The following is a 23,565-nucleotide window of genomic DNA, read 5'->3' on the forward strand; positions in this document are numbered from 1 at the left end:
CTGTTGTCCGCCGTCGTTGATGTCAGCTTTGGATGTCAGGCCGACTCTCTTGTCGTCGTCCACGCGGGGGTTACGCATCCCTCCTCGACGTGCCACCAGCCCTTGCTCTCGCCATGGTCCAAGAGCTGTTGGACCTTGAGGAGATCAGCCTCCGGGGGTACATCCAGAGCGATCATCCTGAACTGATCCACTCCCTCACCACCTACACGGAGTTCCCAGAAGGTGTTGAGCACGCTCTGCCGAGCTGCCGCGGAGCCGCCGTCCCGGAGCACGATCAATCGGATCGTGCAGTTCTCAGAGTTCCGGACCACGTCTCCGGCCCAGAGCCGCCCTTCGGTGTCGGTGTGAGTGCGAACCACATCGCCGTTTGCGATTCCACGGACGAACCACGGGGTGTTGGCCAGACGTGCTGTCGCATCACCCAGGTCGACGGCCCACACGTTCTCCACCCCGACCGGGGGCCAGCCGTCTTCATCGACCTCAAGGCGAAAGCCGATCTTCACGTGCGGTTCAATCGTCGTCATCACGACAGAGTGCACGACACGACAGTCCCGCCGGCCGCCACCCCTCGGCTCTGAGCTTGGGAATCACCGATCCCGAGGGGCACGGGCAACCCTCTGACCAGCGTCAACGGACGCTGATGCGAACCGTAGAGCTCGGTCCGGCCCCCGCTGTTGACTGTTGGTTTACCGCACCTTCGGGCATGGATCGGGCACGAGGTTGGGCGACGACCGCTTCGTCCCGAACCAACTTCGATACGGATGCTGCCCTGGGAAGGCGTGCCGCCCACCTGCGCCGATGGACCGCCAGCGTCCGTGCTCGACCGCCGTTGTTCGTCGGCGTTGTCACGCAGTTAGACACACACCGGCGCGGCCCTCAGCGCGATCAGCGCACGTCAGCTCAGTTCTCCGGGTACAGGCATGGTCGTACCAGTGCCGCAGATCGACTTGGGGTGCCCAGGCTAGAGCGGGGTGGGGGTGGTCACCTGTGGGTGCCTCCCGTCAGCCTCGGACGGCCCAGGGACTGCCCGGGCCCGGCGCTTTGCCGTGAGTGTCGTCGACACCAACCTGACGATCTGGCTCAATACCAGCGACGATACCTATTACTAGGGTCCTCAACTTTGTCGGATTTCTTGGAGTTGCAGTTCTCGCAGAGCAACTGGAGATTGGTGACGTCATTCAGTCCGCCTCGGGCAAGCGGCATCATATGGTCATAATTGCCAACGCTCAAGGTATCAATGAGCCCCGACAAGTCCGTTTCGCAAGACGTACATCGGCCGCGATCGCGGTAGAATACGGCCCTACGCGCCCACATCGGGGGGCGAACTCGCTTCAGTTCTCCGTCACGCACCAAGAGCTCTGCCAGTGACGCTTCGTCCGCATTAAAATGGTCGCTAGCAACCTCCTCGACATACCCGGAAAGAAATTGGTTCAAATTAGCCAAGGCTCGCCGGTTCAGAAACATCACATAAAAGACTTCGTCGGTTATGCGGGACATGAGGTCCTCGTAAACCTGAGTCCACCGCAGATTTAAGAGGTAGTCGTAGCATGCATTGACAACGTGGTACGGATCACCGGGTTCCGGTGCGTCACCTTCACTGCTGGGGGTTCTCCGAGGGGCAGGCTCGTCAGGGACGAAGAACAACGGCTCCTCGATTATCCCATACTGCAACATCGCGGCATCAACAGGAAGAATCCAATTGGGATAAACATGGTCAGGACCGAACGGAACTCGCGTTGGACCGTCAGTATCATTCATCAGGATCTCATCAGCCACGAAGCGGATGAATTTATGAAGGGCGGAATCCTTCTGCCAATGCGGAAGAAAGTCGAAAATTCCGTTGTCTACCGTCAACCCTTCCAGGTGGCGCAAATGCGAGAACGGGTCACGCATGATGGTGTCCACTGCATTGGCAATCCGGTACGTGCGAAAGTATTCATGCGTCAACCACTCGTTCTTCTTTGCCCTCACACGCCCTCCCCTGGGCTTGTTTGCCGTCGACCCAATCTTGCCTGACGGTTTGGAGTGTGCACGAGTTTTCGGCGAACTCAAGGCCGGTGGAGTCTTAAGGGTTGAGGCAACTACAACGACGACGGCACGCGCGAAGAGAGGCCCGCCCCACGGTCAGGAAACGGGCCTCTGCCCGGCGCGCTCCTGTGAACCTTGCCCCTCGATGCGAACTACGGGCGGGGTGGTCGCTGGGGGTTGTTGACACGGCTGTGCGGCTTCAGTCGACTGAGGGCGGTCGGCTGCGGTTGGGCTGGTTGCTGTACTTCGTTGTTGTACAGCAAGGCGTTGCTCCCGGGCTCTACGTATGATCTTCCAAGTTGCCGTGGCCCTGGCGATTCCTTCATGGATCAGCTTCGACAGGGGCACGGGGTGGGGAGGCTCCCGTGTCGGGCGTAACGGATTGGTTGGCGGCGACGGGTGGCGTCGTGGGTGCTATCGGAGGGCCAGCGGGGCTGTGGGCTGCTTGGAACCAGCACCAAGCCAACAGGTGGAGGAGGAGCGGTCCGCCTGCGGAGCTCGTTGGCCTACTAGCCAAGGTCATCGACATATCCGGCACGGTCGCTTACACATACAGGGACGCGAGTTGGCTCAACGACTCGGTCTGCAGAATGCCAAAGAGCGCTTGAGCGAGCTAAATCACCTAGTCGTCGACGAGCACATGGGTGCGATGATCACGATAGTAAGTGCGGAAGTCGGGCTTGTGCTTGGTTCTGTGACAAGCCCCAGCGATAGCCCTGAACAGCGCGCTTCGACAGTTGCAAAACAGACGCGCAATGCGGTCGAACTGAAGTCTCATGCCCAGCAGGCTCTTTCGCCCCTGCGACCCTTGCTTTAACCACCCGCCTCATCCCACCACTCACCCAGTTCCCATCCCGTCCGCCTTCGACCCACACACCGTGGAGCGGGCGTGATCCAGGGCGTCAAGGTGGAGCGCGCCACTGTACGAACGACCTTGACGCCCTGGGCCGCGACTGCTCGGCTCTGCCTGGTCAAAGGTGGTCGGGATGGGAGCCCCACGACGCTCGCCACGCTCCGGCCGGCACTCGCGAACGGCGCCCCGGCCATCCCGGAGTCTGCGCCCCCGCCGGAGGCATGTCTTGAAGCCGCGGGCTTGGTTCTCGACTCAGGGCCGTACCTCGCTGCGGCCCAGGGACCCGGCCTGGCGCCGAAGGCGCAAAGGGCCGGGGCCAGGGGTCAGCCCGCGCCGTGCGCGGGCACTTGTTGTAAATGGAGACGCGTTTCGACACCTACGGCGGCAACCTTCTGATCCGTAGCTCTAGCGGGATCGGTCAGTGTCGTTCGTTCTGGTCGCACCAAGGCCGCTTGAGCGCGTTGCGGGGCGGTGTTGATTGCTGAGGTTGCTGTACTTCGCTCCTGTACCGACCTCTGGGTGACCGAGTGATTACCGCAGCTCGTGATCAAGAGGTCCGCGCGCTGGTCAGATTGAGAACGTCGACGCCTGCTTAGACGGAGTTCCTGGGCGTCCGCTGGCCGCCTCTGGGTTGCCAGAAGATCAGAAGCCGAGAGGGCACGCGGCTGCATCGGTGCTGGCGTGTCAATCTGCCTGCTGGCTGCGGTGCTTCGCGTGCGAACGGTGGGTCCGTTTGGTAGATATATGGCTTCGCGATCGTCCTGCTTCTACTGGGAGTCCCTGACGTCGTGGTCGACTCGATCATGGGCTGGGAGCCTGGGGGAGCGGCCCGGATGCGCGCCCGGTACATGCACATCACCGGGCCCATGCTCCGGAAGGTCGCGCAGCAGGTTGGCGACATGCTCTGGGAGCCGCCGCAGAACGAATGAGACGGAAACTGAGACGGACACGTCGAAGGCCCGCCATCGCTAGCAACGGCGGGCCTTCGACTATTGCCCGGTGAGAGCAATGGCGGAGGATACGAGATTCGAACTCGTGAGGGGTTGCCCCCAACACGCTTTCCAAGCGTGCGCCCTAGGCCACTAGGCGAATCCTCCGCGACGAACCATACAAGACGTGGAGCGGTGCTCGCGAACTCGTTGCCGGGGGTGGGCATCGGGTACTGTGGGCGCAGCCCCTCACGTGGCGCTATCTGACTGAACTCCCCCAGGGCCGGAAGGCAGCAAGGGTAGGTTGGCTCTGGCGGGTGCGTGAGGGGCGTTCGCGTTGGCGGGGGCGGGATGTCGGAGCGGGCCGATATCGTCGTAGGTGTGTCGTCCCTAGCGCTGTACCGCCGTTACCGCCCCGAGTCGTTCGCCGAGGTCATCGGGCAGGAGCATGTCACCGACCCGCTGCAGCAGGCCCTGCGGAACAACCGGGTCAATCACGCGTACCTGTTCAGCGGGCCCCGGGGCTGTGGGAAGACGACCAGCGCGCGCATCCTCGCGCGCTGTCTGAACTGCGAGCAGGGCCCCACACCGACGCCCTGCGGGGTCTGCCAGTCCTGTCAGGACCTGGCCAGGACCGGGCCGGGGTCGATCGATGTGATCGAGATCGACGCCGCTTCGCACGGTGGTGTGGACGACGCGCGTGATCTGCGGGAGAAAGCGTTCTTCGGGCCGGCCGGCAGTCGTTACAAGATCTACATCATCGACGAGGCGCACATGGTCACCCCGGCGGGGTTCAACGCCCTGCTGAAGGTCGTCGAGGAGCCGCCCGAGCATCTCAAGTTCATCTTCGCGACCACCGAGCCGGAGAAGGTCATCGGCACGATCCGGTCGCGGACGCACCACTATCCGTTCCGGCTGGTGCCGCCCGGGACGCTGCGTGACTATCTCGGCGAGGTCTGTGCCAAGGAGCAGATCCCGGTGGCCGACGGCGTGCTGCCGCTCGTCGTGCGCGCGGGTGCCGGGTCCGTGCGGGACTCGATGTCCGTGATGGACCAGCTCCTCGCGGGTGCCGCCGAGGACGGTGTGACGTACGCCATGGCGACGGCCCTGCTCGGATATACGGACAGTTCGCTGCTCGACTCGACGATCGACGCCTTCGCGGCGGGCGACGGGGCTGCGGCCTTCGAGGTCGTGGACCGGGTGATCGAGGGCGGCAACGACCCGAGGCGGTTCGTCGCCGACCTGCTGGAGCGGCTGAGGGACCTGGTCATCCTGGCCGCCGTTCCGGACGCCGGTACGAAGGGGCTCATCGACGCACCCGACGACGTGCTCCAGCGGATGCAGGACCAGGCGTCGGTCTTCGGGGCCGCCGAGCTGAGCCGGGCCGCCGACCTCGTCAACACCGGGCTGACCGAGATGCGGGGCGCCACCTCGCCCAGGCTTCAGCTGGAGCTGATCTGCGCGCGCGTGCTGCTGCCCGCCGCCTTCGACGACGAGCGGTCCGTACAGACGCGGCTCGACCGGCTGGAGCGGGGGGTGTCCGCTGCGGCGTTCTCGACCGGGGGGCCCGCGCCCGCGATGGGGTACGTCCCCGGGCCCGAGGCCCACGCGGCGGGCCCCGGCAACGGTCCGGCGGCGCCGCGGCCTGCCGCACAGGGCGGTGCCGCGCCGGGCCCGGCGCCCACACCGCCGCCTGCCGCCGAGCCACCCACGCCGGCCCCGGCCCCCGATCCCGGGCCCCCGAACGGCAACCGCCCGGGCGCCTGGCCCGGCGCGGCTGCCCCTGCCCCCGCTCCTGCCTCGGAGGCCCCCCGCAAGCCCGGCGGCTGGCCCACCGCCTCGGCCCCCGGCCGCGGCCCCGCCGCCGCGGAACCGGCCCCCGCTCCCGCCCCGGCGGCGCCGGAGCCCCCCGGTCCGGCCGCCCACGGCGGCGGTCCCGCCATGGCTCAAGGCGCCGGCCAGGTGCGGAACATGTGGCCGGACATCCTGGAGGCCGTCAAGAACCGCCGCCGCTTCACCTGGATCCTGCTGAGTCAGAACGCGCAGGTCGCGGGCTTCGACGGCACGACCCTCCAACTCGGCTTCCTGAACGCGGGCGCCCGCGACAACTTCGCGAGCAGCGGCAGCGAGGAGGTGCTCAAGCAGGCGCTCTCCGAGCAGTTCCATGTGCAGTGGAAGATCGAGGCGATCATCGACCCCTCGGGCGGCACCCCGCAGCCGCCCGCCCCCGGTGGCGGCAACAGCCCTGGCGGAGGCGGAAGTTACGGCGGCGGAGGCGGCGGCTACGGTGGCGGTGGCGGTGCTCCCGGTGGTTACGGCGGCGGGGACGGAGGCGGCGGCACCAGACCCCCCGCCCCGGCCCCCTCCCAGCGGCCCGAGCCGCCCACGCAGTCCTCCCCGGGACCCGGTTCCGGTTCGGCGGTGGCCGGTGCCTACGCCCCCGCCGCGCCCGCGCCCGCCGCCACCGCCCCGGGCCGTACGCCGCCGGAACAGCGCCGCCCGTCGGACGCTCCCGCCGCACCGCCCCCTCACCACGTCGCTCCCGAGGACGACATCCCTGAAGAGGACGACGCGGACCTCGTCGACTCGGCGCTCTCGGGCCACGACCTGATCGTCCGCGAACTGGGAGCCACCGTCGTCGAGGAATACCCGAACGACTAGGCGCCCCTGGGCAGTCCTGCGCAGAAGCCCCCCCGCCAGGTCCCCCCGGCACCCCCCCCCACCAGCCACCACGTCCGACCCCCACCCCCGTCCCCGCTAGGCTGCCCCCCGTGAAGGTCCTTGTCATCGGCGGCGGTGCCCGCGAACACGCCCTGTGCCGCTCTCTGTCCCTCGATCCCGACGTCACCGCTCTGCACTGCGCGCCCGGCAACGCCGGTATCGCCGAAGTCGCCGAGCTGCACGCGGTCGACGTCATGGACGGTGCCGCCGTCGCCCGCCTCGCCGGGGAGCTGGAGGCCCGGCTCGTCGTCGTCGGGCCCGAGGCGCCGCTCGTGGCCGGGGTCGCCGACGCCGTACGGGACGCGGGCATCGCCTGCTTCGGCCCGTCCGCGGAGGCCGCGCGGTTGGAGGGTTCCAAGGCTTTCGCCAAGGCCGTGATGGCGGCGGCGAGCGTTCCCACCGCCCGTAGCTACGTCTGCACCACCCCCGAGGAGATCGACAAGGCCCTCGACGCCTTCGGCGCGCCCTTCGTCGTCAAGGACGACGGTCTCGCCGCCGGCAAGGGTGTCGTCGTGACCGACGACCTCGCCACCGCCCGCGAGCACGCGCTCGCCTGCGGACGCGTCGTCATCGAGGAGTTCCTGGACGGCCCCGAGGTCTCGCTCTTCGCGATCACCGACGGCCGTACGGTGCTCCCGCTGCGCCCCGCCCAGGACTTCAAGCGCGCGCTCGACGGCGACGAGGGCCCCAACACCGGTGGCATGGGCGCCTATTCACCCCTCCCGTGGGCCGACCCCAAACTGGTCGACGAGGTCCTGGAGACCGTCCTCCAGCCCACCGTCGACGAACTGCGCCGCCGTGGCACGCCCTTCTCCGGGCTCCTGTACGCGGGGCTGGCGATCACCGGCCGCGGTGTGCGGGTCATCGAGTTCAACGCCCGCTTCGGCGACCCCGAGACGCAGGTCGTACTGGCCCGGCTGAGGACCCCGCTCGCCGGTGTCCTGCTGGCCGCAGCCGAGGGCCGGCTCGCCGATCTGCCGGCCCTGGCCTGGCGTGACGACGCGGCGGTCACGGTCGTCGTGGCCTCGCACAACTATCCCGGTACGCCGCGTACCGGCGATCCCGTCGAGGGTCTGGCCGACGTCGTCGCGCAGGACGGGCCCGACGCGTACGTCCTGCACGCCGGGACCCGGCTGGCCGACGACGGCAGCACGGTCCTCAGCGCGGGCGGCCGTGTGCTGTCCGTCACAGCGACCGGCAAGAATCTCGCGCAGGCCCGGAATCGGGCGTACGCGGCCGTCGACCGGATCCGGCTGGACGGTTCGCAGCACCGTACCGACATCGCCCGCGAGGCCGCCGAAGCCTGAACCCCCACGTCGGCGAGGCGGCGAGGGCACAAACGCGGCCCTGTCCCCCTCGCCGTCCTCCTCAAGGTCCCCCTCCGGCCCGGTCGGACGGGGGACCTTTCCGCGCCGCGTGCATGCCGCGTCTGTGCCGCGCGACGGCATCCCCGCCACGTCCCGGACGCCCCACCAAAAAACATCGGCAACGTCAGCACCTTTGACCAAAGCCATTCCATCGGGTGACGGTTGACCCATCCGAATGACCCCCGTCGGGGCCCCAACTATGGTGCGGCGCAAGCGTTCGGGCACTTGGCCCACCGGCATTGCGATGTCAGTGGTGGGTGCCACAGTGGGGGAGTGAACAAATCCGCCGCAGTGCTGGCAGAGGGGGTGAGATCCGGACGTGTCCGGTTCCGGTGTCGGTGAGGAGATCGGCGCCCAGGGCGCCAGGTCCCGGGCTCTCGCTGTGCTGCGCGTGCGCGGCAGGGCGGCGGCCGTCGCTCTGCTGCCCGCCGCGGCGGCGGTCATCCTGCTCGCGGGCGGTGCCACGGGCCGTCTGACCGGGGGGAGTTGGGACGCGGCGCGCTGGATCGTCAGCGCTGTCGCGATCGTCGTGCTGGTGTGCGCGGCCGCCGTCGCGGCCGTGATCGCCCGGGCCAGACCCGCCCTCAGCCCCACCGTGGAGATCGACGAGCGGTCCGCCCCGGATCTGTACCGCCTGGTACGGGAGCTGGCCGAGCGGCTCGACGTGCCGGCGCCCTCGTCCATAGCGCTGACGCCGGACTGCGACAGCTGGCTGGAGGACCGTACGCACCCCGCGCACGCCCTCGCCGACGCCTCGACCAACCCACCCGGAGACGGGGACGGAGACGGCGCGGGCTCCGGGACCGGCCCGCACGACCCCCGGACCTCACGCGCCTCACGCACCACCCCCGCCTCACGCGCCCCCGGCGCCCCAGCGGGCACGCCAGGCGTCCCGGGCACCCCCGGCACCTCCCGCACCCCCGCCACCGGGCGCCGCGCCGTCCCCGTCGCGCCCGTCCTGGTGATCGGCTCCCCCTTCCTGTGGTGGATGCGCGTCGCCGAGCTGCGCGCCGTGCTGGCGCCGGTCGTGGCCGGTACGGGACCGGCGTCGCAGCCCGACATAGCCGCCGCCCGCCGTTTCGTACGGGGCCTGGACGCCGCCGTGGCCCTCGCGGGCCGCAAGGACCTGGGACTGATACGCCGCGCCGCGTTCGCCGTCGTCGGCCGGATCGCCCGCCTGATGCTGCGCGCTTGCGCCGAGCACGCCGCCCTGATGGAGCGCGGAGTCGCCTCCGCCGCGTCCGAGCGCGCGCAGAGTGTGGACTACGGCCTGCGGATCGTCGCCCAGGAGCAGGTCGGCCTCGCCTACGCGGGCTGGGACCGGCTGCTGACCCGCGTCGCCCTGCCCGCCTGGCGGATGGGCCGCTGGCCGTCCCGGCTCGACGTCGGAGTCGTATCGGCGCTGACCGAGCTCTCGCGCCGCGACCGGCTGGCCGAGGGCTTCGCCACCCGGCTCGGCGAGCGCCCCGCCTGCGATCTGCTCGAAGAGCCGGGCCTGGTCGACGAGGCCGCGTCCCTGCTGGCCGCGCGTCTCTTCCACGGCGGCCCGGCCGCCTCGGGCCCCGACTGGTCCCCGGTCGACTGGCAGCAGTATCCGGAGGAGGTCGTGGACCGTAAGTGGCGTACGGAAGCGGCCAGGCTGCACCGGGTCCTGGACGGCATGGGGGTGCGCGGCCCCGCGCGGCCGGGCGACCCCACGGCCGACGCCGCCCTGCCCGGGCCCACGCTCGACCGGGTCATGGACCATCTCGCCGGACAGGGCGAGGACGCGGGCGAGATCCTGGCGGCCGGGATCAGCGCCGAGGTGGCCCGCGAGGAGGCCGAGGCGGTGCCGCCCGCCCCGGCGGCTCCTCAGGCCGCCGAGGCCGCTGGAGACGCTCTCGCGCTCCGTGGGACGGACCCGCTGCCGCTGCTCCCGCTGATGCCGCCGCGTACGGGGCGTGAGCTGCTCGCCGACCATGTCACCGCGATGGTCTGCTGCGCGGCGGTCGACACGGCGGGCGCCGCCCCGGGCCTCGACTGGCTCGACGGCCCGGCGCTCCTGATGGACGGCAAGCGCCGCACGGATCTGGCGGGCGGAGTGCTGAGCCTGGTGGAGGACGGTGACGGTGAGCCGCTGCGCCAGTGGCTGGCCGCGACGGGCGTACGGCCGGAGAAACCGGTCCGTCTGGTGTGAGGTCGGTCACCACGCGCCCCGCGAAACAGCCGCGTGAAAGCCGGCGGCCCGCCCGCCGCCCACTCCGGCGCGCGAACGCGCGACAGGGCCCGACGGGGGCCGGCCGCCCGCGCCCCCGCGAAGGGCTCCGGCCGTGGACACGCCCGAGTTTTCCGGGGACCCGTCGAACGGCCGTCCCGCTCCGCCCCACGTGGTCGCGCGCGTATCGACCACGACCACCGACCTGGCCCGACTGCGGCCGTCAACTGCCCCGACACGGCCGCCGACGTGGCCCGTGCGCGGCCGACCGTACCCGTTAGCCGGCCGTGGACACGCCCGAGTTTTCCGGGGACCCGTCGCATGGCCGTCCTGCTCCGTCCCACGTGGTCGTGCGCGTAGTGGCCGCAGCCATCGACGTGGCTTGAGCGCGGCCAACCGCGGTCGTCAACTGCCCCGACACGGCCGCCGACGTGGCTCGTGCGCGGCCGACGGTGGCCGTCGACCGGCTGTGGACATGCCCGAGTTTTCCGGAGGCCTGTCGAACGGCTGTCCCGCTCGGCCCCACGTGGTCGCGCGCGTATTCGGCCGCGACCACCTACGTGGCCCGTCCGCGATCGATCGTGGCCGTCAGTCGGCCGTGGACATGCCGAGCCTTCCTGAGGCCTGTCGAACGGCTGTCCCGCTCGGACCCACGTGGTTACGCGCGTGTCGGCCGCAGCCGCCGAGGTGGCTCGTGCGCGCCCGGCCGTGGCCGTCGACAGGCTGCGGACACGCCCGAGTCTTCTGGAGGCCCGTCGAACGGCCCTCTCGCACCGTCCCACGTGGGCACGCGGGAGTCGCCCGCGACCACCGACCTGGCCCGTGCCCGGCCGACCGCTCCCGTCGACCGGCTGTAGACACGCCCGAGCCTTCCGCAGCCCCGTCGAACGGCCGTCCCCCACCGTTCCCCGTGGTCGCGCGCGTGTCGGCCACGACCACCGACGTGGCCCGAGCCCGCCCGACCGCGGCCGACCCCACCCGTCGACCCGCCATCGACACGCCCCGACACGGCCGCCGACAAGGCCGAACGTGGCCGTCAACAGCCCCGTCACGCTGCCGCCCCGCCCCTGTCCCGGCCCCGCCCCGGCTCCGTCCTGAGCCGTCGGCCCGCCCCAACCCGCCATCCGGAGGCGGTTGTTCCGGAGGCTTCTCGTACCTTCCGTCCCCTTCCTGTCACTTCCATTCACGACGAACGGTGACGGAGCGCGTGCGTTATGTGATGTGCTGGAGACCGACGCCGGCCCGGTCCGCCCAACGGCGGCCCGCCCGGCGGCAGTCGATCGACCAACAGCACCTGCACGGGGCATCCAGGGAGGGGCGCGCCAATGTGCGCCGATCACATCCGACGTTGGGAGTCCGGCGCGCTCGCCCACGCCGTCTCCGACCCCTTCGGCCAGGGACCGGTGCCCTGGCTGCGCGGCAGCGAGACCTACTTCGACGACACCGGCCAGGTCGTCCCCTGGTACGCGGACCCGGCGCTCGGGCGCGACCGGGGCGGCCCCCGCACCGCCGACGACGTGCACTGCCAGATCAAGGGCTTCTCCTCCACCGGCGCCGCCGCGCCCGGCGAGTCGATCGACTTCCACATCACCGTCGATCCACCCCAGCCGTTCTCCGTGGACGTCTACCGGATCGGGCATTACGGCGGCGAGGGCGCCCGCAAGATCACCACCAGCCCCCGGCTCTCCGGGATCGTCCAGCCGGCCCCGCTCGCCGCCGAGCGCACGGTCTCCTGCCACCACTGGTGGCTCTCCTGGCGATTGCAGATCCCCTCGTACTGGTCGCTGGGCGCGTACGTCGCCGTCCTGACCACCACCGACGGCTACCGCTCCCACATCCCCTTCACGGTCCGCGACAGCCACCCCGCCGATCTGCTCCTCCTGCTCCCCGACATCACGTGGCAGGCGTACAACCTCTACCCGGAGGACGGCCATCTCGGCGCCAGCCTCTACCACGCCTGGGACGAGCAGGGGCGGCTCCTCGGTGAGGAGGACGCGGCGAGCACCGTCTCCTTCGACCGTCCGTACGCGGGCGCGGGCCTGCCCATCCATGTCGGCCACGCCTACGACTTCATCCGCTGGGCCGAGCGGTACGGCTACGACATCGCGTACGCGGACGCCCGCGATCTGCACGCCGGCCTGATCGACCCGACCCGCTACCGGGGGCTGGTCTTCCCGGGCCACGACGAGTACTGGTCGATCCCCATGCGCCGAACCGTCGAGCGGGCGCGCGAGCACGGCACCTCCCTGGTCTTCCTCTCCGCCAACACCCTGTACTGGCAGATCGAGCTGGGCCCGTCGCCCTCCGGCGTCCCCGGGCGTCTCCTCACCTGCCGCAAGCGCCGCGGCCCCGGCCGCCCCGCCCTCTGGCGGGAGGTGGACAGGCCCGAGCAGGGATTGCTGGGCATCCAGTACGTGGGCCGGGTCCCCGAACCGCACCCGATGGTCGTACGGAACGCGGAGCACTGGTTCTGGGACGCCACCGGCGCCTCCGAGGGCGACGAGATCCCCGGCCTCGTCGCCGGCGAGGCGGACCGCTACTTCCCGCGTACGGCCCTGCCGGAGCACGACGAGCGGATGCTGCTGGCCCACTCGCCGTACCGGGACGGCGAGAACACCCTTCGCCACCAGGAGACTTCGCTCTACCGCGCCCCCTCCGGCGCCCTCGTCTTCGCCTCCGGGACCTTCGCGTGGTCGCCCGCGCTGGACCGCCCCGGCCATGTCGACGCGCGCGTCCAGCGGGCGACGGCGAACCTCCTCGACCGCATCTGCAAGCGCGACTGAGCGGGAAGCGGACCCGGCGCCCGCGAAGCCCCCTCGCCCCCGCGCACGCCCGACTCCGGGCATACGGGAGAATCGGAATCGGAAACACCCACGGCGAGGAACGAGGAACCGTGTCCGGATTCGTAGAGAAGCCCGAGCCGCCACAGGTCCCGGGTCTGGTGCATCTGCACACCGGCAAGGTGCGCGACCTGTACCGGAACGAGGCGGGCGATCTCGTGATGGTCGCCAGCGACCGCATTTCCGCGTACGACTGGGTCCTGCCGACCGAAATCCCCGACAAGGGGCGGGTGTTGACCCAGCTCTCGCTCTGGTGGTTCGACCGGCTCAGCGATCTCGCGCCCAACCACGTCATCTCCGCCGACCTCCCGGACGGCGCCCCCGCCGACTGGGAGGGCCGGGCGCTGATCTGCCGGTCGCTGCGGATGACCCCGGTCGAGTGCGTCGCCCGCGGCTATCTCACCGGTTCGGGCCTCGCCGAGTACGAGCAGACCCGCACCGTCTGCGGACTCGCCCTCCCCGAGGGCCTGGTCGACGGCTCCGAACTCCCGGCGCCGATCTTCACGCCCGCCACGAAGGCCGCGGTCGGCGAGCACGACGAGAACGTGTCGTACGAGGAGGTCGCCCGCCAGGTGGGCGCGGAGACCGCCGCGCTGCTGCGCCGTACGACCCTCGACATCTACGGCCGCGCCCGCGACATCGCCCGCGACCGGGGCATCATCCTCGCCGACACCAAGTTCGAGTTCGGCTTCGACGCGGAGGACCGGCTGGTGCTCGCCGACGAGGTGCTGACCCCCGACTCCTCGCGCTTCTGGCCGGCGGCGGGCTGGGAGCCGGGGCACGCGCAGCCGTCGTACGACAAGCAGTTCGTACGCGACTGGCTGACCTCGTCCGCGTCCGGCTGGGACCGGGCGAGCGAGCAGCCGCCGCCGGAGCTGCCGGACGAGATCGTGGACGCGACGCGCGCCAAGTACCTGGAGGCGTACGAACTCCTCACCGGCACCCGCTGGTAGCCGGCCACGCGAACGACGAAGAACCCCCGGCCGGTGATCCGGCCGGGGGTTCCTGTGCTGAGCGGACGACCAGGTTCGAACTGGCGACCTCAACCTTGGCAAGGTTGCGCTCTACCAACTGAGCTACGTCCGCATGCGCCGTGGCGCGACATCCACTATACCCAACCCCGCTCGCGGGCGAGACGCACCGCCGTATGCCGACTCGAAGCCCCCAGTTTGGACGCGGCGGAGGACAGATAGTTCCGTACGGTGCCCTGCGACAGCGAGGCCCACGCCGCGATGTCGGCGATGGGCGCGCCGTCGGCGGCCAGCTCCAGCACCTCGGCCTCGCGGACGGTCAGCGGCGAGTCCCCGGCGGCGATCGCGTCGGCGGCCAACTCCGGGTCCACGTGCCGGTTTCCGGCGTGCACGGTACGGATGATCTCGGCGAGCTGGAGGGCACTGACGGTCTTCGGCACGAAGCCGCGCACCCCGGCGGCCAGGGCCCTTTTGAGATGGCCCGGCCTGCCGTGGCTGGTGACGATCATCGTGCGGCAGCTGGGCAGTTCGACACGGAGCGATGTGGCGACCTTCACACCGTCGGCGCCCGGCATCTGGAGATCGAGTACGGCGACGTCCGGGCGGTGCGCCAGCGCCATCGCCAGCGCCTCGGGCCCGGACGCGGCCTCGGCGACGACGGTCAGATCGTCCTCCAGCCCGAGGAGCGCGGCGAAGGCGCCGCGGATCAGATGTTCGTCGTCGGCGAGGAGGACGCGTACGGGAGCGGCCGACGAGGCGTCGCGTGCCTGTCCGGTGCCGCTCACGCGATCACCTCGTCCGAGACGGGCCTCGGCGCCACCGGCTCGGCGGCGCTCGCGTGGACGGCCGGCACGGCTTCTCCTGACGCGGACGTGGACGTGGACGACGTCGGTGTCGGTGTCGGTGTCGGCGTCGATGCCGGCAGCGGCACCCGCGCCGTGAGCCGGAAACGCGCGCCGGCCACCGGGCCCGCGTCGAGCGTGCCGCCCAGCGTGGCCAGCCGCTCGCGCAGCCCGGCGAGCCCGGCCCCGGCCGTCCTCGGCGTGCCACCGGAACCTGCCCGGACCAGAACGCCCTGCTCGGGCAGCCCGTCGTTCTCCACGACCAGCACCGCCTCACCGCCTTCCCGTACTGACAACCGTACGGTGCAGTGCCGCGCGTCCCCGTGCCGCAGCACGTTCGTCGCGGCCTCCCGCACCACCCATCCGAGGGCCGACTGCACCGGGGGAGTCAGCTTCCCGGCGAGCCCGTCGAAAGCCGCGCCACCCGCCGCGCCGGACAGCCCGCCACTCGCCCCGCCGGCCGCCCGGTCACCCGACCGGTCACCCGCCCCGCCGGCCAGCCCTTCCGAAGGCTCTTCGCCGCCGCTTGGGACGGTTCCGCCGGTCGCCCCGGAGGCCGCCCCCGCGCCCTCCAGAGCCAGCTGGAACCCGATCCCCGCGGCCTCCAACACGCCCCGCGCGCCTTCCAGTTCGGTGTGCAGATCCACCTCCCGGTAGCCCCGCACCACCGCCCGTACCTCGCGCTGCGACTCCCGCGCTATCCGCTGCACCTCGGCCATCTGCTCGGCGGCCTTCTCCGTGCCGCCGCGCCGTACCAACTGCTCGGCGAGTTCGCTCTTGAGCGCGATCACCGCCAGATTGCGGCCCATCACGTCGTGCATGTCCCGCCCGAAGCGCAGCCGCTCCTCGGCGACGGCGAGCCGGGCCTGGAGCTCCCGGGCGGCGTCCAGGTCCCACACGGACTTGACCAGCCAGACGGAGAAGCCGCAGGCGAAGACCAGGGCGAGCGTCGCCGCCAGCACCCCGATGAGGCTGGCCAGGATGGCGCCGACCGGCAGCCGGAACACCAGTCCCGACGCCACCACGATCCCCAGCGCGGCGAGCACGCACAGCAGCATGCTCCGCACCCGGCGCACCGCGACAGCCAGCGCCCCGACCCCGAAACCGGCGAAGGTGACCAGCAGATAGGCCACGGACTGCGCGTCGTTGACGTTCGGTTCCCTGGGGAACACGCTCATGGAGGCCACCATGCCGACGGCGGTGACCACGCCCGTCGCGACCATGAGCCGGACCGGCCGGGCCCGCCTGCCGAGCGCCCAGGACAGGGCGTACGAACTGGCGACGGCGCTCACGACGGCGTGGGCGGAGACGAGCAGCAGCCACCACCCGCCCACGGGGGACCCGGCGCGCGAGAGGGTCGGCAGGCCGACGAGCCCCACCTCGATCAGGGCGAAGGAGTGGAAGGACCAGCGGGTGTAGATCTCGACCTTGGCCGGCTTGCTCCTCCCGGCCCATGAGCCCGGCGCCCGCATCCTCACCATGTCGACCCTCCCGGGCTCGTGTCCCTGTCCTCGTCCGTAACCCTGCCCCGGCGCCGCCCCGGCCACCGCGTGTCCCGCCCCGGCCACCGCGTGTCCTGCCCGCGCCACCCCGCGTCCCGCCCCGTCCCCCGCCCCGCGATCAGCGCCGCGGCTCCCAGCGGAACCACTGCTTGACCGCGAACACCGCCAGCGCCGTCCAGACCAGGGTATTCAGTCCCGCCGTCAGCAGATCGCCGCCGGAGGCGCCGCCCAGCCAGCCGGCCCGCACCAGGGTCACGACCCCGGTCATCGGCAGCACCTCGCAGACCGAGGCGACCTTGTCGGGCAGCGCCTCCAGCGGCACGAACAGCCCCGACCCCATCGCCGAGATCAGCAGCATCGGCAGGGTGCTGATCTGCGCGCTCTCCACGGTACGGGTGAACCCGGCCGAGGCCGCCGCCAGCGCCGCCATGAGCCCGATGCCCACCAGCACACCCAGGACCAGCAGCTCGGGCCGCTTCGGAGAGCTCACGTCCAGGACCGCGACCCCGACGACGACCAGCAGGACGCACTGCACGAGCGCCAGCGCGCCCGACGGCAGCGCGGTCCCGGTCAGGATCTCCCGGTCGGCGACCTCGCCCGTACGGAGCCGCTTGAGCACCAGCTCCTCGCGCCGCGCGGTGTAGGCCGAGGTGAGGTTCATGTACACGACCATGAGCAGCACCATGCCGATGCCGCCCGTCAGCGCGACCTCGGTGATGCTCAGCCCGGTCCCGCCCAGATCGACGTTCTGCAGCGAGGCCTTGGTCGAGAAGATCAGCATGATCGGCATGAAGAGGGCCATGAAGAGCATGGTCCTGTTGCGTACGAAGAGGGCCAGCTCGGCGCGCCCCAGCGCGCTCAGACGCCCCGTGGCGGTCGTCGTCCCGCCCTCGGCGGCCGTCTCCCGGTTCTGTGCGACTGCCGTGCTCATGCTGCTACCGCCTCTCCGGTCTCGCCCAGGGACGCGCCGGCGGCGTCTGCCCCGGTGCGCTGTGCCGCGATCTCCAGGAACGCCTCTTCGAGCGAGGCCGACCGGGCGTCGATCGCTTCGAGCTGTACGCCGAACTCGTCCGCCCAGCGCAGCAGTTCACCGAGATCCCGCTGGAGTTCCTGGGTACGGATGTCGATCTGCCGGCCGTCCGCCGCCGCGCGCAGCGTGAGCGGCAGATGCCCCGGCTCGACCCCCACGGGCAGCATGAACCGGATCCGGGCGGGCCTGGTCGCGGTCACCTCCGCCGGTGTCCCGGAGACCACGATCCGGCCCGCGTGCATGATCGCCAGCCGGTCCGCGAGGCCCTCGGCCTCCTCCAGGTAGTGGGTGGTCAGCAGCACGGTGGTGCCGGCGTCGCGCAGCTCCCGCACCAGCTCCCAGGTGTCCCGGCGCCCCTCGGCGTCCAGACCGGTCGTCGGCTCGTCAAGGAACAGCACCTCCGGCCGTCCGAGCAGCGCGAGCGCCAGGTCCAGGCGCCGCTTCTCACCGCCGGAGAGCTGCTTGACCCGCACCCCGGCGCGCTTGCTCAGCCCCACGAGGTCGAGCGCCTCGTCGGCGGGCCGTGCCCCGCTGGTGCAGCCCGCCCACATCCGTACGGTCTCCTTGACCGTCAGATCGCTGGGGAAGCCGCCTTCCTGGAGCATCACGCCTGTGCGTGGCCGTACCTCGGCCCTGTCCGTGTACGGGTCGCGTCCGAAGACGCGCACCGTGCCGCCGCTGGGGCGGGTGAGGCCCTCCAGCATCTCGACGGTGGAGGTCTTGCCCGCGCCGTTGGTGCCGAGCAGCGCGAACAGCTCGCCCTCCCCGACGCTGAAGGAGATCTCGTTCACCGCCTGGAATCCTCCGGCGTACGTGCGCCGGAGCCGCTCCACCTCGATGACGTTGCCGTCTGCCGTGCTCGTCCTGTGGGTTCCCCGAGTCCGTGTCATGCCTCAAGGTTTCCGCCGGATCGGGCCCGGGAGCAGTGCGCGCTGTCATCAGTGCTCATGACAAATGTCATCGGTGCGCGGACCACGCCGGGGACGTGAGGCCTCCGCGTCCGATGTCCACACGCGACGAAGGCCCCGGTCAGAAGTGACCGGGGCCTTCGATTCGGAGCGGACGACCAGGTTCGAACTGGCGACCTCAACCTTGGCAAGGTTGCGCTCTACCAACTGAGCTACGTCCGCAGTGCATCGCCCACCGAGAAACAGCCTCGATGTGATGCAGAGCGGGTGACAGGAATCGCACACTGCGCCTCCCCCTTGGAAAGGGGGCGTTCTACTACTGAACTACACCCGCACGCTGCGTCGGGTTCGGCTTTTCGGCCTTGCCCTTCGGCGTGCTCCAGACTCTAGCCGATCGCCGGGGGTGCAGTGCAACTCCGTTCCCGGCGTGCCCGTCCGGCCGCCCCGGCGGCCGGTGTCTCAACTCGCCTCGCGGAACGCCTCGTAGACGCGCTTGGGGATACGGCCCCGGGCCGGCACCTCCATCCGGTGCGAGAGCGCCCAGGCGCGTACGGCCGCCGGGTCGGGCGCGAGCGCCGTGTGCCGGTACGGCTTGCGGTTCCGGCCGGCGTGGGTCTGTCGCCGGCCCGCCGCGAGGTACGGGGCCAGGGCCTTGCGCAGTTTCTTGGCATTGGCGGGATTGAGGTCGATCTCGTACGACTTCCCGTCGAGGCCGAACGAGACCGTTTCCGCCGCTTCTCCGCCGTCGATGTCGTCGGAGAGCATGACCACTACGCGTTGCGCCACGGATATCGGTCCTTTCGTGCGGCACCCGCTCCGTCGGCCCGTGCTTCTGAAACATGGCTGACGTGCGGCGATACCGGCCTTCCGGCTGTTTAGGAGCAATGCGACTTTCTGCTCTATTCCTTTGTACAGCGAACCGCGTCGCATTGTGAAGCCCAGCCAATTGCATCAGCGTGTCCGACGGCAATGGCGGAGGCGAGTTTTTTCCGGGATTTTTCCGTGCGGTCTCGCGGTGCGATATCGACGGAGATCGTCGGGGAGTCCGGCGGCACCCGCATATCTACCCGCGTAGATTTTGTGTACGGGTACGCTGATGGGACTCGGGGGGTCGGGGGATTCCCCGGTCAGAACCACAGCCGCAGACAGCTGCACACAGCCGCACCACACCACCGGGAGTGCCAGTGGCACGCGTCGTAGTCGACGTCATGCTCAAGCCGGAGATCCTCGACCCGCAAGGACAAGCAGTGCAGCGAGCACTGCCCCGGCTGGGTTTCGACGGGATCGCGGACGTCCGCCAGGGAAAGCGTTTCGAGCTGGAGGTGGAGGGCCCGGTCGACGAGGCCGCCCTCGCCCGCATCCATGAGATGGCCGAGACGTTCCTCGCCAACACCGTCATCGAGGACTTCGTCGTAAAGGTGGAGTCGTGACCACTCGTATCGGAGTCGTCACTTTCCCCGGCACACTCGACGACCGCGACAGTCTTCGCGCAGTCGGGATCGCCGGAGCCGAGCCCGTCTCGCTCTGGCACCGCGACAAGGACATCAAGCAGGTCGACGCCGTCGTCCTGGCGGGCGGATTCAGCTATGGCGACTATCTGCGGGCCGGCGCCATTTCCCGTTTCTCGCCGGTGATGGAGACGATCATCGAGCAGGCGAAGGGCGGCATGCCGGTCCTCGGGATCTGCAACGGCTTCCAGATCCTGACCGAAACGCATCTGCTGCCGGGCGCGATGCTGCGCAACAACCATCTGCACTTCATCTGCCGCGACCAGAGGCTGCGGGTGGAGAACGCGGAGAGCGCGTGGACCGCCGACTACACGGCCGGCCAGGAGATCTCCGTACCGCTGAAGAACATCGACGGCCGGTACGTGGCCGCCGAGAGCGTCCTGGACGAGCTGGAGGCCGAGGGCCGGGTCGCCTTCCGCTATCTGGACGGCAATCCGAACGGCTCGCTCCGCGACATCGCGGGCATCACGAACGCGGCGGGCAACGTCGTCGGCCTGATGCCGCACCCCGAGCACGCCGTGGAACCGCTGATCGGTACGGGCCGTACCGACGGGCTCGGGTTCTTCACCTCGATCCTGAAGAAGCTGGTAAGCGCCTGATGACGATCAAGAACCTCGACACCGTCAAGAACGCGGCGGGGACGCCCGACGTCGACCAGCCCTGGAAGGAACTCGGCCTCAAGGAGGACGAGTACACCCGGATCCGGGAGATCCTCGGGCGCCGGCCGACCGGCGCCGAGCTGGCCATGTACTCGGTGATGTGGTCGGAGCACTGCTCGTACAAGAGCAGCAAGGTCCACCTCAAGCAGTTCGGCGACAAGGCCCCGGCCAGCGACGCGATGCTCGTGGGCATCGGCGAGAACGCGGGCGTCGTGGACGTCGGCCAGGGGTACGCGGTCACCTTCAAGGTCGAGTCGCACAACCACCCCTCGTACATCGAGCCCTACCAGGGCGCGGCCACCGGTGTCGGCGGCATCGTCCGCGACATCCTCGCCATGGGCGCCCGCCCGGTCGCCGTCGTGGACCCGCTGCGCTTCGGCGCGGCCGACCACCCCGACACCCGGCGGGTGCTGCCCGGTGTCGTCGCGGGCATCGGCGGTTACGGCAACTGCCTGGGCCTGCCGAACATCGGCGGCGAGGTCGTCTTCGACCCCTGCTACCAGGGAAACCCGCTGGTCAACGCCGGCTGCATCGGCGTGATGAGGCACGAGGACATCCACCTCGCGCAGGCGTCGGGCCCCGGCAACAAGGTGATCCTCTACGGCGCCCGCACCGGCGGCGACGGCATCGGCGGCGTCTCGGTGCTGGCCTCCGAGACCTTCGAGTCGACCGGACCGGCCAAGCGCCCGGCTGTCCAGGTGGGCGACCCGTTCCAGGAGAAGCTCCTCATCGAGTGCACCCTGGAGATCTTCGCGGAGAAGCTGGTCGCCGGTATCCAGGACCTCGGCGGCGCGGGCCTCTCCTGTGCGACGAGCGAGCTGGCGTCCGCCGGATCCGGCGGTATGCGGGTCGAGTTGGACACCGTGCCGCTGCGCGACTCCTCCCTCTCGCCCGAGGAGATCCTCATGAGCGAGTCGCAGGAGCGCATGTGCGCGGTCGTCGAGCCCGACAAGGTCGACCGGTTCATGGAGATCTGCGAGAAGTGGGACGTCATCGCCACCGTCATCGGTGAGGTCACCGAGGGCACCCGGCTGGAGATCTTCTGGCACGGCGAGCAGATCGTGGACGTGCCGCCGCGCTCGGTCGCGCACGACGGCCCGGTCTACCACCGGCCGTACGCCCGTCCCGACTGGCAGGACGCGCTCCAGGCCGACGACGCCAACAAGCTTGCCCGGCCCGCGAACCCGGCCACGCTGCGCGAACAGGTGCTGCGGCTCGTCTCCTCGCCGAACCAGGCGTCGAAGGCGTGGATCACCGACCAGTACGACCGCTTCGTCCAGGGCAACACCGTGCTCGCGCAGCCCGAGGACGCGGGCATGGTCCGGATCGACGAGGAGTCGAACCTCGGCGTGGCGATGGCGACGGACGGCAACGGCCGCTTCGCCAAGCTCGACCCGTACGCGGGCGCGCAGCTCGCGCTGGCGGAGGCGTACCGCAACGTCGCCGCCTCCGGTGCCACGCCGCTCGCCATCTCGGACTGCCTGAACTTCGGTTCGCCCGAGGATCCGGCGGTCATGTGGCAGTTCGCCGAGGCCACCCGCGGACTGGCCGACGGCTGCCTCCAGTTGGGCACCCCGGTCACCGGCGGCAACGTCTCGCTCTACAACCAGACCGGCGAGACCGCGATCCACCCGACACCGGTGGTGGCCGTGCTCGGCGTGATCGACGACGTCACGCGCCGTACGCCGATCGCCTTCGCGGAAGAGGGCCAGCTCCTCTATCTGCTGGGCGAGACCCGCGAGGAGTTCGGCGGGTCGGCGTGGTCGCAGGTGATCCACGACCATCTGGGCGGACTGCCGCCCACGGTCGACCTGGACCGGGAGAAGCTGCTCGGCGAGATCCTGATCTCGGCTTCGCGCGACGGCATGATCGACGCGGCGCACGACCTGAGCGACGGCGGTCTGATCCAGGCCGTCACCGAGTCGTGCCTGCGGGGCGGCAAGGGCGCGCGGCTGGTCGTGCCGGACTCGTCGTCGGTCAGCGGGTCCACCACCGGCGACGCCTTCACGTTCCTGTTCAGCGAGTCGGCGGGGCGCGCGGTCGTCGCCGTGCCGCGCAGCGAGGAGACGCGCTTCACCGACATGTGCGGGGCGCGCGGGCTGCCCGCGACACGGATCGGTGTGGTCGACGGCGAGGACGTCGAGGTCCAGGGCGAGTTCAGCATCCCGCTGAGCGAACTGCGCTCCGCCCACGAGGGCACGATCGAGGCGCTGCTGGCCTGACCCCGGGCCCCGCGTCCCGCCTCGGCCCCTGTCCGGTTCGCACACTGAACCGGGCGGGGGCCTCCTCATGCCCCCGGACGTACGCCCTCGGCGTCCGGGCCCGGCCGGAGGGCTCGCCGCGCGGCCGGCTCGATTAGCCTCCCGGTCATGCCCCCGGCCAAGAAGCGCAAGAAACGCGGTTACGACTCCGACAAGACCCGTACCGCGGTCCTCACCCAGTTCGCGCACGTGCGCGAAGCCGTCGCCGCCCTCACCCCCGGGCAGCTCGCCCTCCCCGCCGGTCTCGGCGACTGGACCGTACGCGAGCTGACCGCGCATCTGTGCATGGGCGTCGAGAGCGTCGGCCGCGCGCTGGAACAGCCCGCGCCGCCCGTCGCGGAGGTGGGACTGCCCGAGTGGGCCTTCGCGACCGCCGCGGTGGCCGTCCCGATCTCGGACGACGTCAAGGCGTACGCGGCCTCCGCCGAGCCGGCCGAGCTGTTCGAGCGCACGGCCGACCGGATCGCCGAGCTGCTGGGGGACACGCCGCCCGGCCGGCTGATCGGCGTCCGGGTCGGCGCGATGACCCTCGGCGACTTCCTGGTCACGCGCGCCGTGGAGCTCGTCGTCCACACCGACGACCTGAACCGGGCCGCCGGGCTCGACATCCCCCTCGACCGGCAGGCGCTCGCCGCGTGCACACGGCTGCTCGCCGACGCGCTCGCGGAGAAGGCGCCGGGGGCCTCCACGGAGGTGCGCATCCCGCCGTACGCCGTCGTGCAGTGCGTGGAGGGACCCCGGCACACCCGCGGCACCCCGCCGAACGTCGTCGAGACGGACCCGGTCACCTGGCTGCGGCTCGCGACGGGACGTACGACATGGGCCGAGGCCCTGGCATCGGCGCAGGTCAGCGCCAGCGGCGAGCGCGCGGATCTCGGCGGACTGCTCCCGGTCATGAGCTGAGCCGACCGGGTCCGGCCGGTCCGGCGCGGCGATCGCACGGAACCGGACC

17 protein-coding genes, 4 tRNA genes and 1 other RNA gene are annotated in these 23,565 nt (G+C 70.6%); 11 read left to right on the forward strand and 11 right to left on the reverse strand.

Annotated elements, in window-relative coordinates:
* Window positions 1-35: 35 nt before the first annotated feature.
* Together ACFWU9_RS14805 and ACFWU9_RS14810 are read right to left on the reverse strand one after the other, a co-directional pair.
* Window positions 36-524 (reverse strand): DUF4265 domain-containing protein, encoded by a 489-nt coding sequence (locus tag ACFWU9_RS14805; RefSeq protein ID WP_384318179.1) that lies wholly within the window; start codon window positions 522-524, stop codon window positions 36-38.
* Window positions 525-1,080: 556 nt separating this feature from the next.
* Window positions 1,081-1,971, reverse strand: coding sequence for an HNH endonuclease (locus tag ACFWU9_RS14810; protein WP_384318180.1), 891 nt, complete (start codon window positions 1,969-1,971; stop codon window positions 1,081-1,083).
* 1,698 nt (window positions 1,972-3,669) lie between these two features.
* Here ACFWU9_RS14810 and ACFWU9_RS14815 point away from each other — a divergent pair.
* Complete coding sequence (locus ACFWU9_RS14815; RefSeq protein WP_384318182.1) at window positions 3,670-3,810, forward strand: hypothetical protein; 141 nt, start codon at window positions 3,670-3,672, stop codon at window positions 3,808-3,810.
* 80 nt (window positions 3,811-3,890) lie between these two features.
* Here the strand turns inward: ACFWU9_RS14815 and ACFWU9_RS14820 are convergent.
* A tRNA-Ser gene (locus ACFWU9_RS14820) sits at window positions 3,891-3,978 on the reverse strand.
* 72 nt (window positions 3,979-4,050) lie between these two features.
* Here ACFWU9_RS14820 and ffs point away from each other — a divergent pair.
* The 6 genes from ffs to ACFWU9_RS14850 all read left to right on the forward strand — a co-directional run bounded on the left by ffs (window position 4,051) and on the right by ACFWU9_RS14850 (window position 13,885).
* An RNA gene (ffs, locus tag ACFWU9_RS14825) (signal recognition particle sRNA small type) lies at window positions 4,051-4,149 on the forward strand.
* 42 nt (window positions 4,150-4,191) lie between these two features.
* Window positions 4,192-6,471 (forward strand): DNA polymerase III subunit gamma and tau, encoded by a 2,280-nt coding sequence (locus tag ACFWU9_RS14830; RefSeq protein WP_384318184.1) that lies wholly within the window; start codon window positions 4,192-4,194, stop codon window positions 6,469-6,471.
* A 110-nt stretch (window positions 6,472-6,581) separates the two neighbouring features.
* Entirely contained in the window at window positions 6,582-7,838 is a 1,257-nt protein-coding gene (gene purD, locus ACFWU9_RS14835) for a phosphoribosylamine--glycine ligase (RefSeq protein WP_384318186.1), read from the forward strand.
* A gap of 379 nt (window positions 7,839-8,217) precedes the next feature.
* The gene (locus ACFWU9_RS14840) at window positions 8,218-10,074 is read left to right on the forward strand and encodes a hypothetical protein (RefSeq protein ID WP_384318188.1); all 1,857 of its coding nucleotides are present in this window, start codon (window positions 8,218-8,220) and stop codon (window positions 10,072-10,074) included.
* 1,343 nt (window positions 10,075-11,417) lie between these two features.
* Window positions 11,418-12,875 carry a N,N-dimethylformamidase beta subunit family domain-containing protein gene (locus ACFWU9_RS14845; RefSeq protein WP_384318190.1) on the forward strand — a complete coding sequence of 486 codons (1,458 nt, stop codon included), beginning with the start codon at window positions 11,418-11,420 and terminating at the stop codon, window positions 12,873-12,875.
* A gap of 110 nt (window positions 12,876-12,985) precedes the next feature.
* Window positions 12,986-13,885 carry a phosphoribosylaminoimidazolesuccinocarboxamide synthase gene (locus ACFWU9_RS14850; protein WP_384318192.1) on the forward strand — a complete coding sequence of 300 codons (900 nt, stop codon included), beginning with the start codon at window positions 12,986-12,988 and terminating at the stop codon, window positions 13,883-13,885.
* Window positions 13,886-13,945: 60 nt separating this feature from the next.
* On the opposite strand, the gene ACFWU9_RS14855 is transcribed toward ACFWU9_RS14850, so the two are convergent.
* The 8 genes from ACFWU9_RS14855 to ACFWU9_RS14890 all read right to left on the reverse strand — a co-directional run bounded on the left by ACFWU9_RS14855 (window position 13,946) and on the right by ACFWU9_RS14890 (window position 18,971).
* A tRNA-Gly gene (locus tag ACFWU9_RS14855) sits at window positions 13,946-14,018 on the reverse strand.
* A gap of 22 nt (window positions 14,019-14,040) precedes the next feature.
* On the reverse strand, window positions 14,041-14,688 hold the full coding sequence (locus ACFWU9_RS14860; protein WP_384318194.1) for a response regulator: 648 nt from the start codon (window positions 14,686-14,688) through the stop codon (window positions 14,041-14,043).
* Window positions 14,685-16,226, reverse strand: a complete 1,542-nt coding sequence (locus ACFWU9_RS14865) for a sensor histidine kinase (protein ID WP_384318196.1) — start codon at window positions 16,224-16,226, stop codon at window positions 14,685-14,687. The genes ACFWU9_RS14860 and ACFWU9_RS14865 overlap by 4 nt, the downstream gene beginning before the upstream one ends.
* A 139-nt stretch (window positions 16,227-16,365) precedes the next feature.
* A complete protein-coding gene (locus tag ACFWU9_RS14870; protein WP_384318198.1) occupies window positions 16,366-17,178 on the reverse strand; it encodes an ABC transporter permease in 813 nt (270 codons plus the stop codon).
* Window positions 17,175-18,167: an ABC transporter ATP-binding protein gene (locus ACFWU9_RS14875; protein WP_384318200.1), complete on the reverse strand. Its 993-nt coding sequence runs from the start codon at window positions 18,165-18,167 to the stop codon at window positions 17,175-17,177. The genes ACFWU9_RS14870 and ACFWU9_RS14875 overlap by 4 nt, the downstream gene beginning before the upstream one ends.
* Window positions 18,168-18,334: 167 nt before the next feature.
* Window positions 18,335-18,407 (reverse strand) — tRNA-Gly (locus ACFWU9_RS14880).
* A gap of 40 nt (window positions 18,408-18,447) precedes the next feature.
* Window positions 18,448-18,519, reverse strand: a tRNA-Gly gene (locus ACFWU9_RS14885).
* A gap of 125 nt (window positions 18,520-18,644) precedes the next feature.
* Window positions 18,645-18,971: an Lsr2 family protein gene (locus ACFWU9_RS14890; RefSeq protein ID WP_384318202.1), complete on the reverse strand. Its 327-nt coding sequence runs from the start codon at window positions 18,969-18,971 to the stop codon at window positions 18,645-18,647.
* A 398-nt stretch (window positions 18,972-19,369) separates the two neighbouring features.
* Between ACFWU9_RS14890 and purS the strand changes: the two genes are divergently transcribed.
* The 4 genes from purS (at window position 19,370) to ACFWU9_RS14910 (ending at window position 23,516) form a co-directional block, all read left to right on the forward strand.
* Window positions 19,370-19,615 carry a phosphoribosylformylglycinamidine synthase subunit PurS gene (gene purS / locus ACFWU9_RS14895; RefSeq protein ID WP_078076409.1) on the forward strand — a complete coding sequence of 82 codons (246 nt, stop codon included), beginning with the start codon at window positions 19,370-19,372 and terminating at the stop codon, window positions 19,613-19,615.
* Window positions 19,612-20,292 (forward strand): phosphoribosylformylglycinamidine synthase subunit PurQ, encoded by a 681-nt coding sequence (gene purQ / locus ACFWU9_RS14900; RefSeq protein ID WP_384318204.1) that lies wholly within the window; start codon window positions 19,612-19,614, stop codon window positions 20,290-20,292. The genes purS and purQ overlap by 4 nt, the downstream gene beginning before the upstream one ends.
* Entirely contained in the window at window positions 20,292-22,574 is a 2,283-nt protein-coding gene (gene purL / locus ACFWU9_RS14905) for a phosphoribosylformylglycinamidine synthase subunit PurL (protein WP_384318206.1), read from the forward strand. The genes purQ and purL overlap by 1 nt, the downstream gene beginning before the upstream one ends.
* Window positions 22,575-22,721: 147 nt before the next feature.
* Window positions 22,722-23,516 carry a sterol carrier family protein gene (locus tag ACFWU9_RS14910; protein WP_384318207.1) on the forward strand — a complete coding sequence of 265 codons (795 nt, stop codon included), beginning with the start codon at window positions 22,722-22,724 and terminating at the stop codon, window positions 23,514-23,516.
* Window positions 23,517-23,565: the final 49 nt, after the last annotated feature.

Source organism: Streptomyces sp. NPDC058653 (assembly GCF_042716895.1).
Classification (GTDB): Bacteria; Actinomycetota; Actinomycetes; order Streptomycetales; family Streptomycetaceae; genus Streptomyces.

What these genes read in the sequence shown, in the direction of transcription:
- ACFWU9_RS14875 (WP_384318200.1), bottom strand. Translation starts at nt 18,167, where the DNA reads ATGACACGGACTCGGGGAACCCACAGGACGAGCACGGCAGACGGCAAC.
- ACFWU9_RS14910 (WP_384318207.1), top strand. Translation starts at nt 22,722, where the DNA reads ATGCCCCCGGCCAAGAAGCGCAAGAAACGCGGTTACGACTCCGACAAG.
- purL (WP_384318206.1), top strand. Translation starts at nt 20,292, where the DNA reads ATGACGATCAAGAACCTCGACACCGTCAAGAACGCGGCGGGGACGCCC.
- ACFWU9_RS14870 (WP_384318198.1), bottom strand. Translation starts at nt 17,178, where the DNA reads ATGAGCACGGCAGTCGCACAGAACCGGGAGACGGCCGCCGAGGGCGGG.
- ACFWU9_RS14805 (WP_384318179.1), bottom strand. Translation starts at nt 524, where the DNA reads ATGACGACGATTGAACCGCACGTGAAGATCGGCTTTCGCCTTGAGGTC.
- ACFWU9_RS14845 (WP_384318190.1), top strand. Translation starts at nt 11,418, where the DNA reads ATGTGCGCCGATCACATCCGACGTTGGGAGTCCGGCGCGCTCGCCCAC.
- ACFWU9_RS14865 (WP_384318196.1), bottom strand. Translation starts at nt 16,226, where the DNA reads ATGGTGAGGATGCGGGCGCCGGGCTCATGGGCCGGGAGGAGCAAGCCG.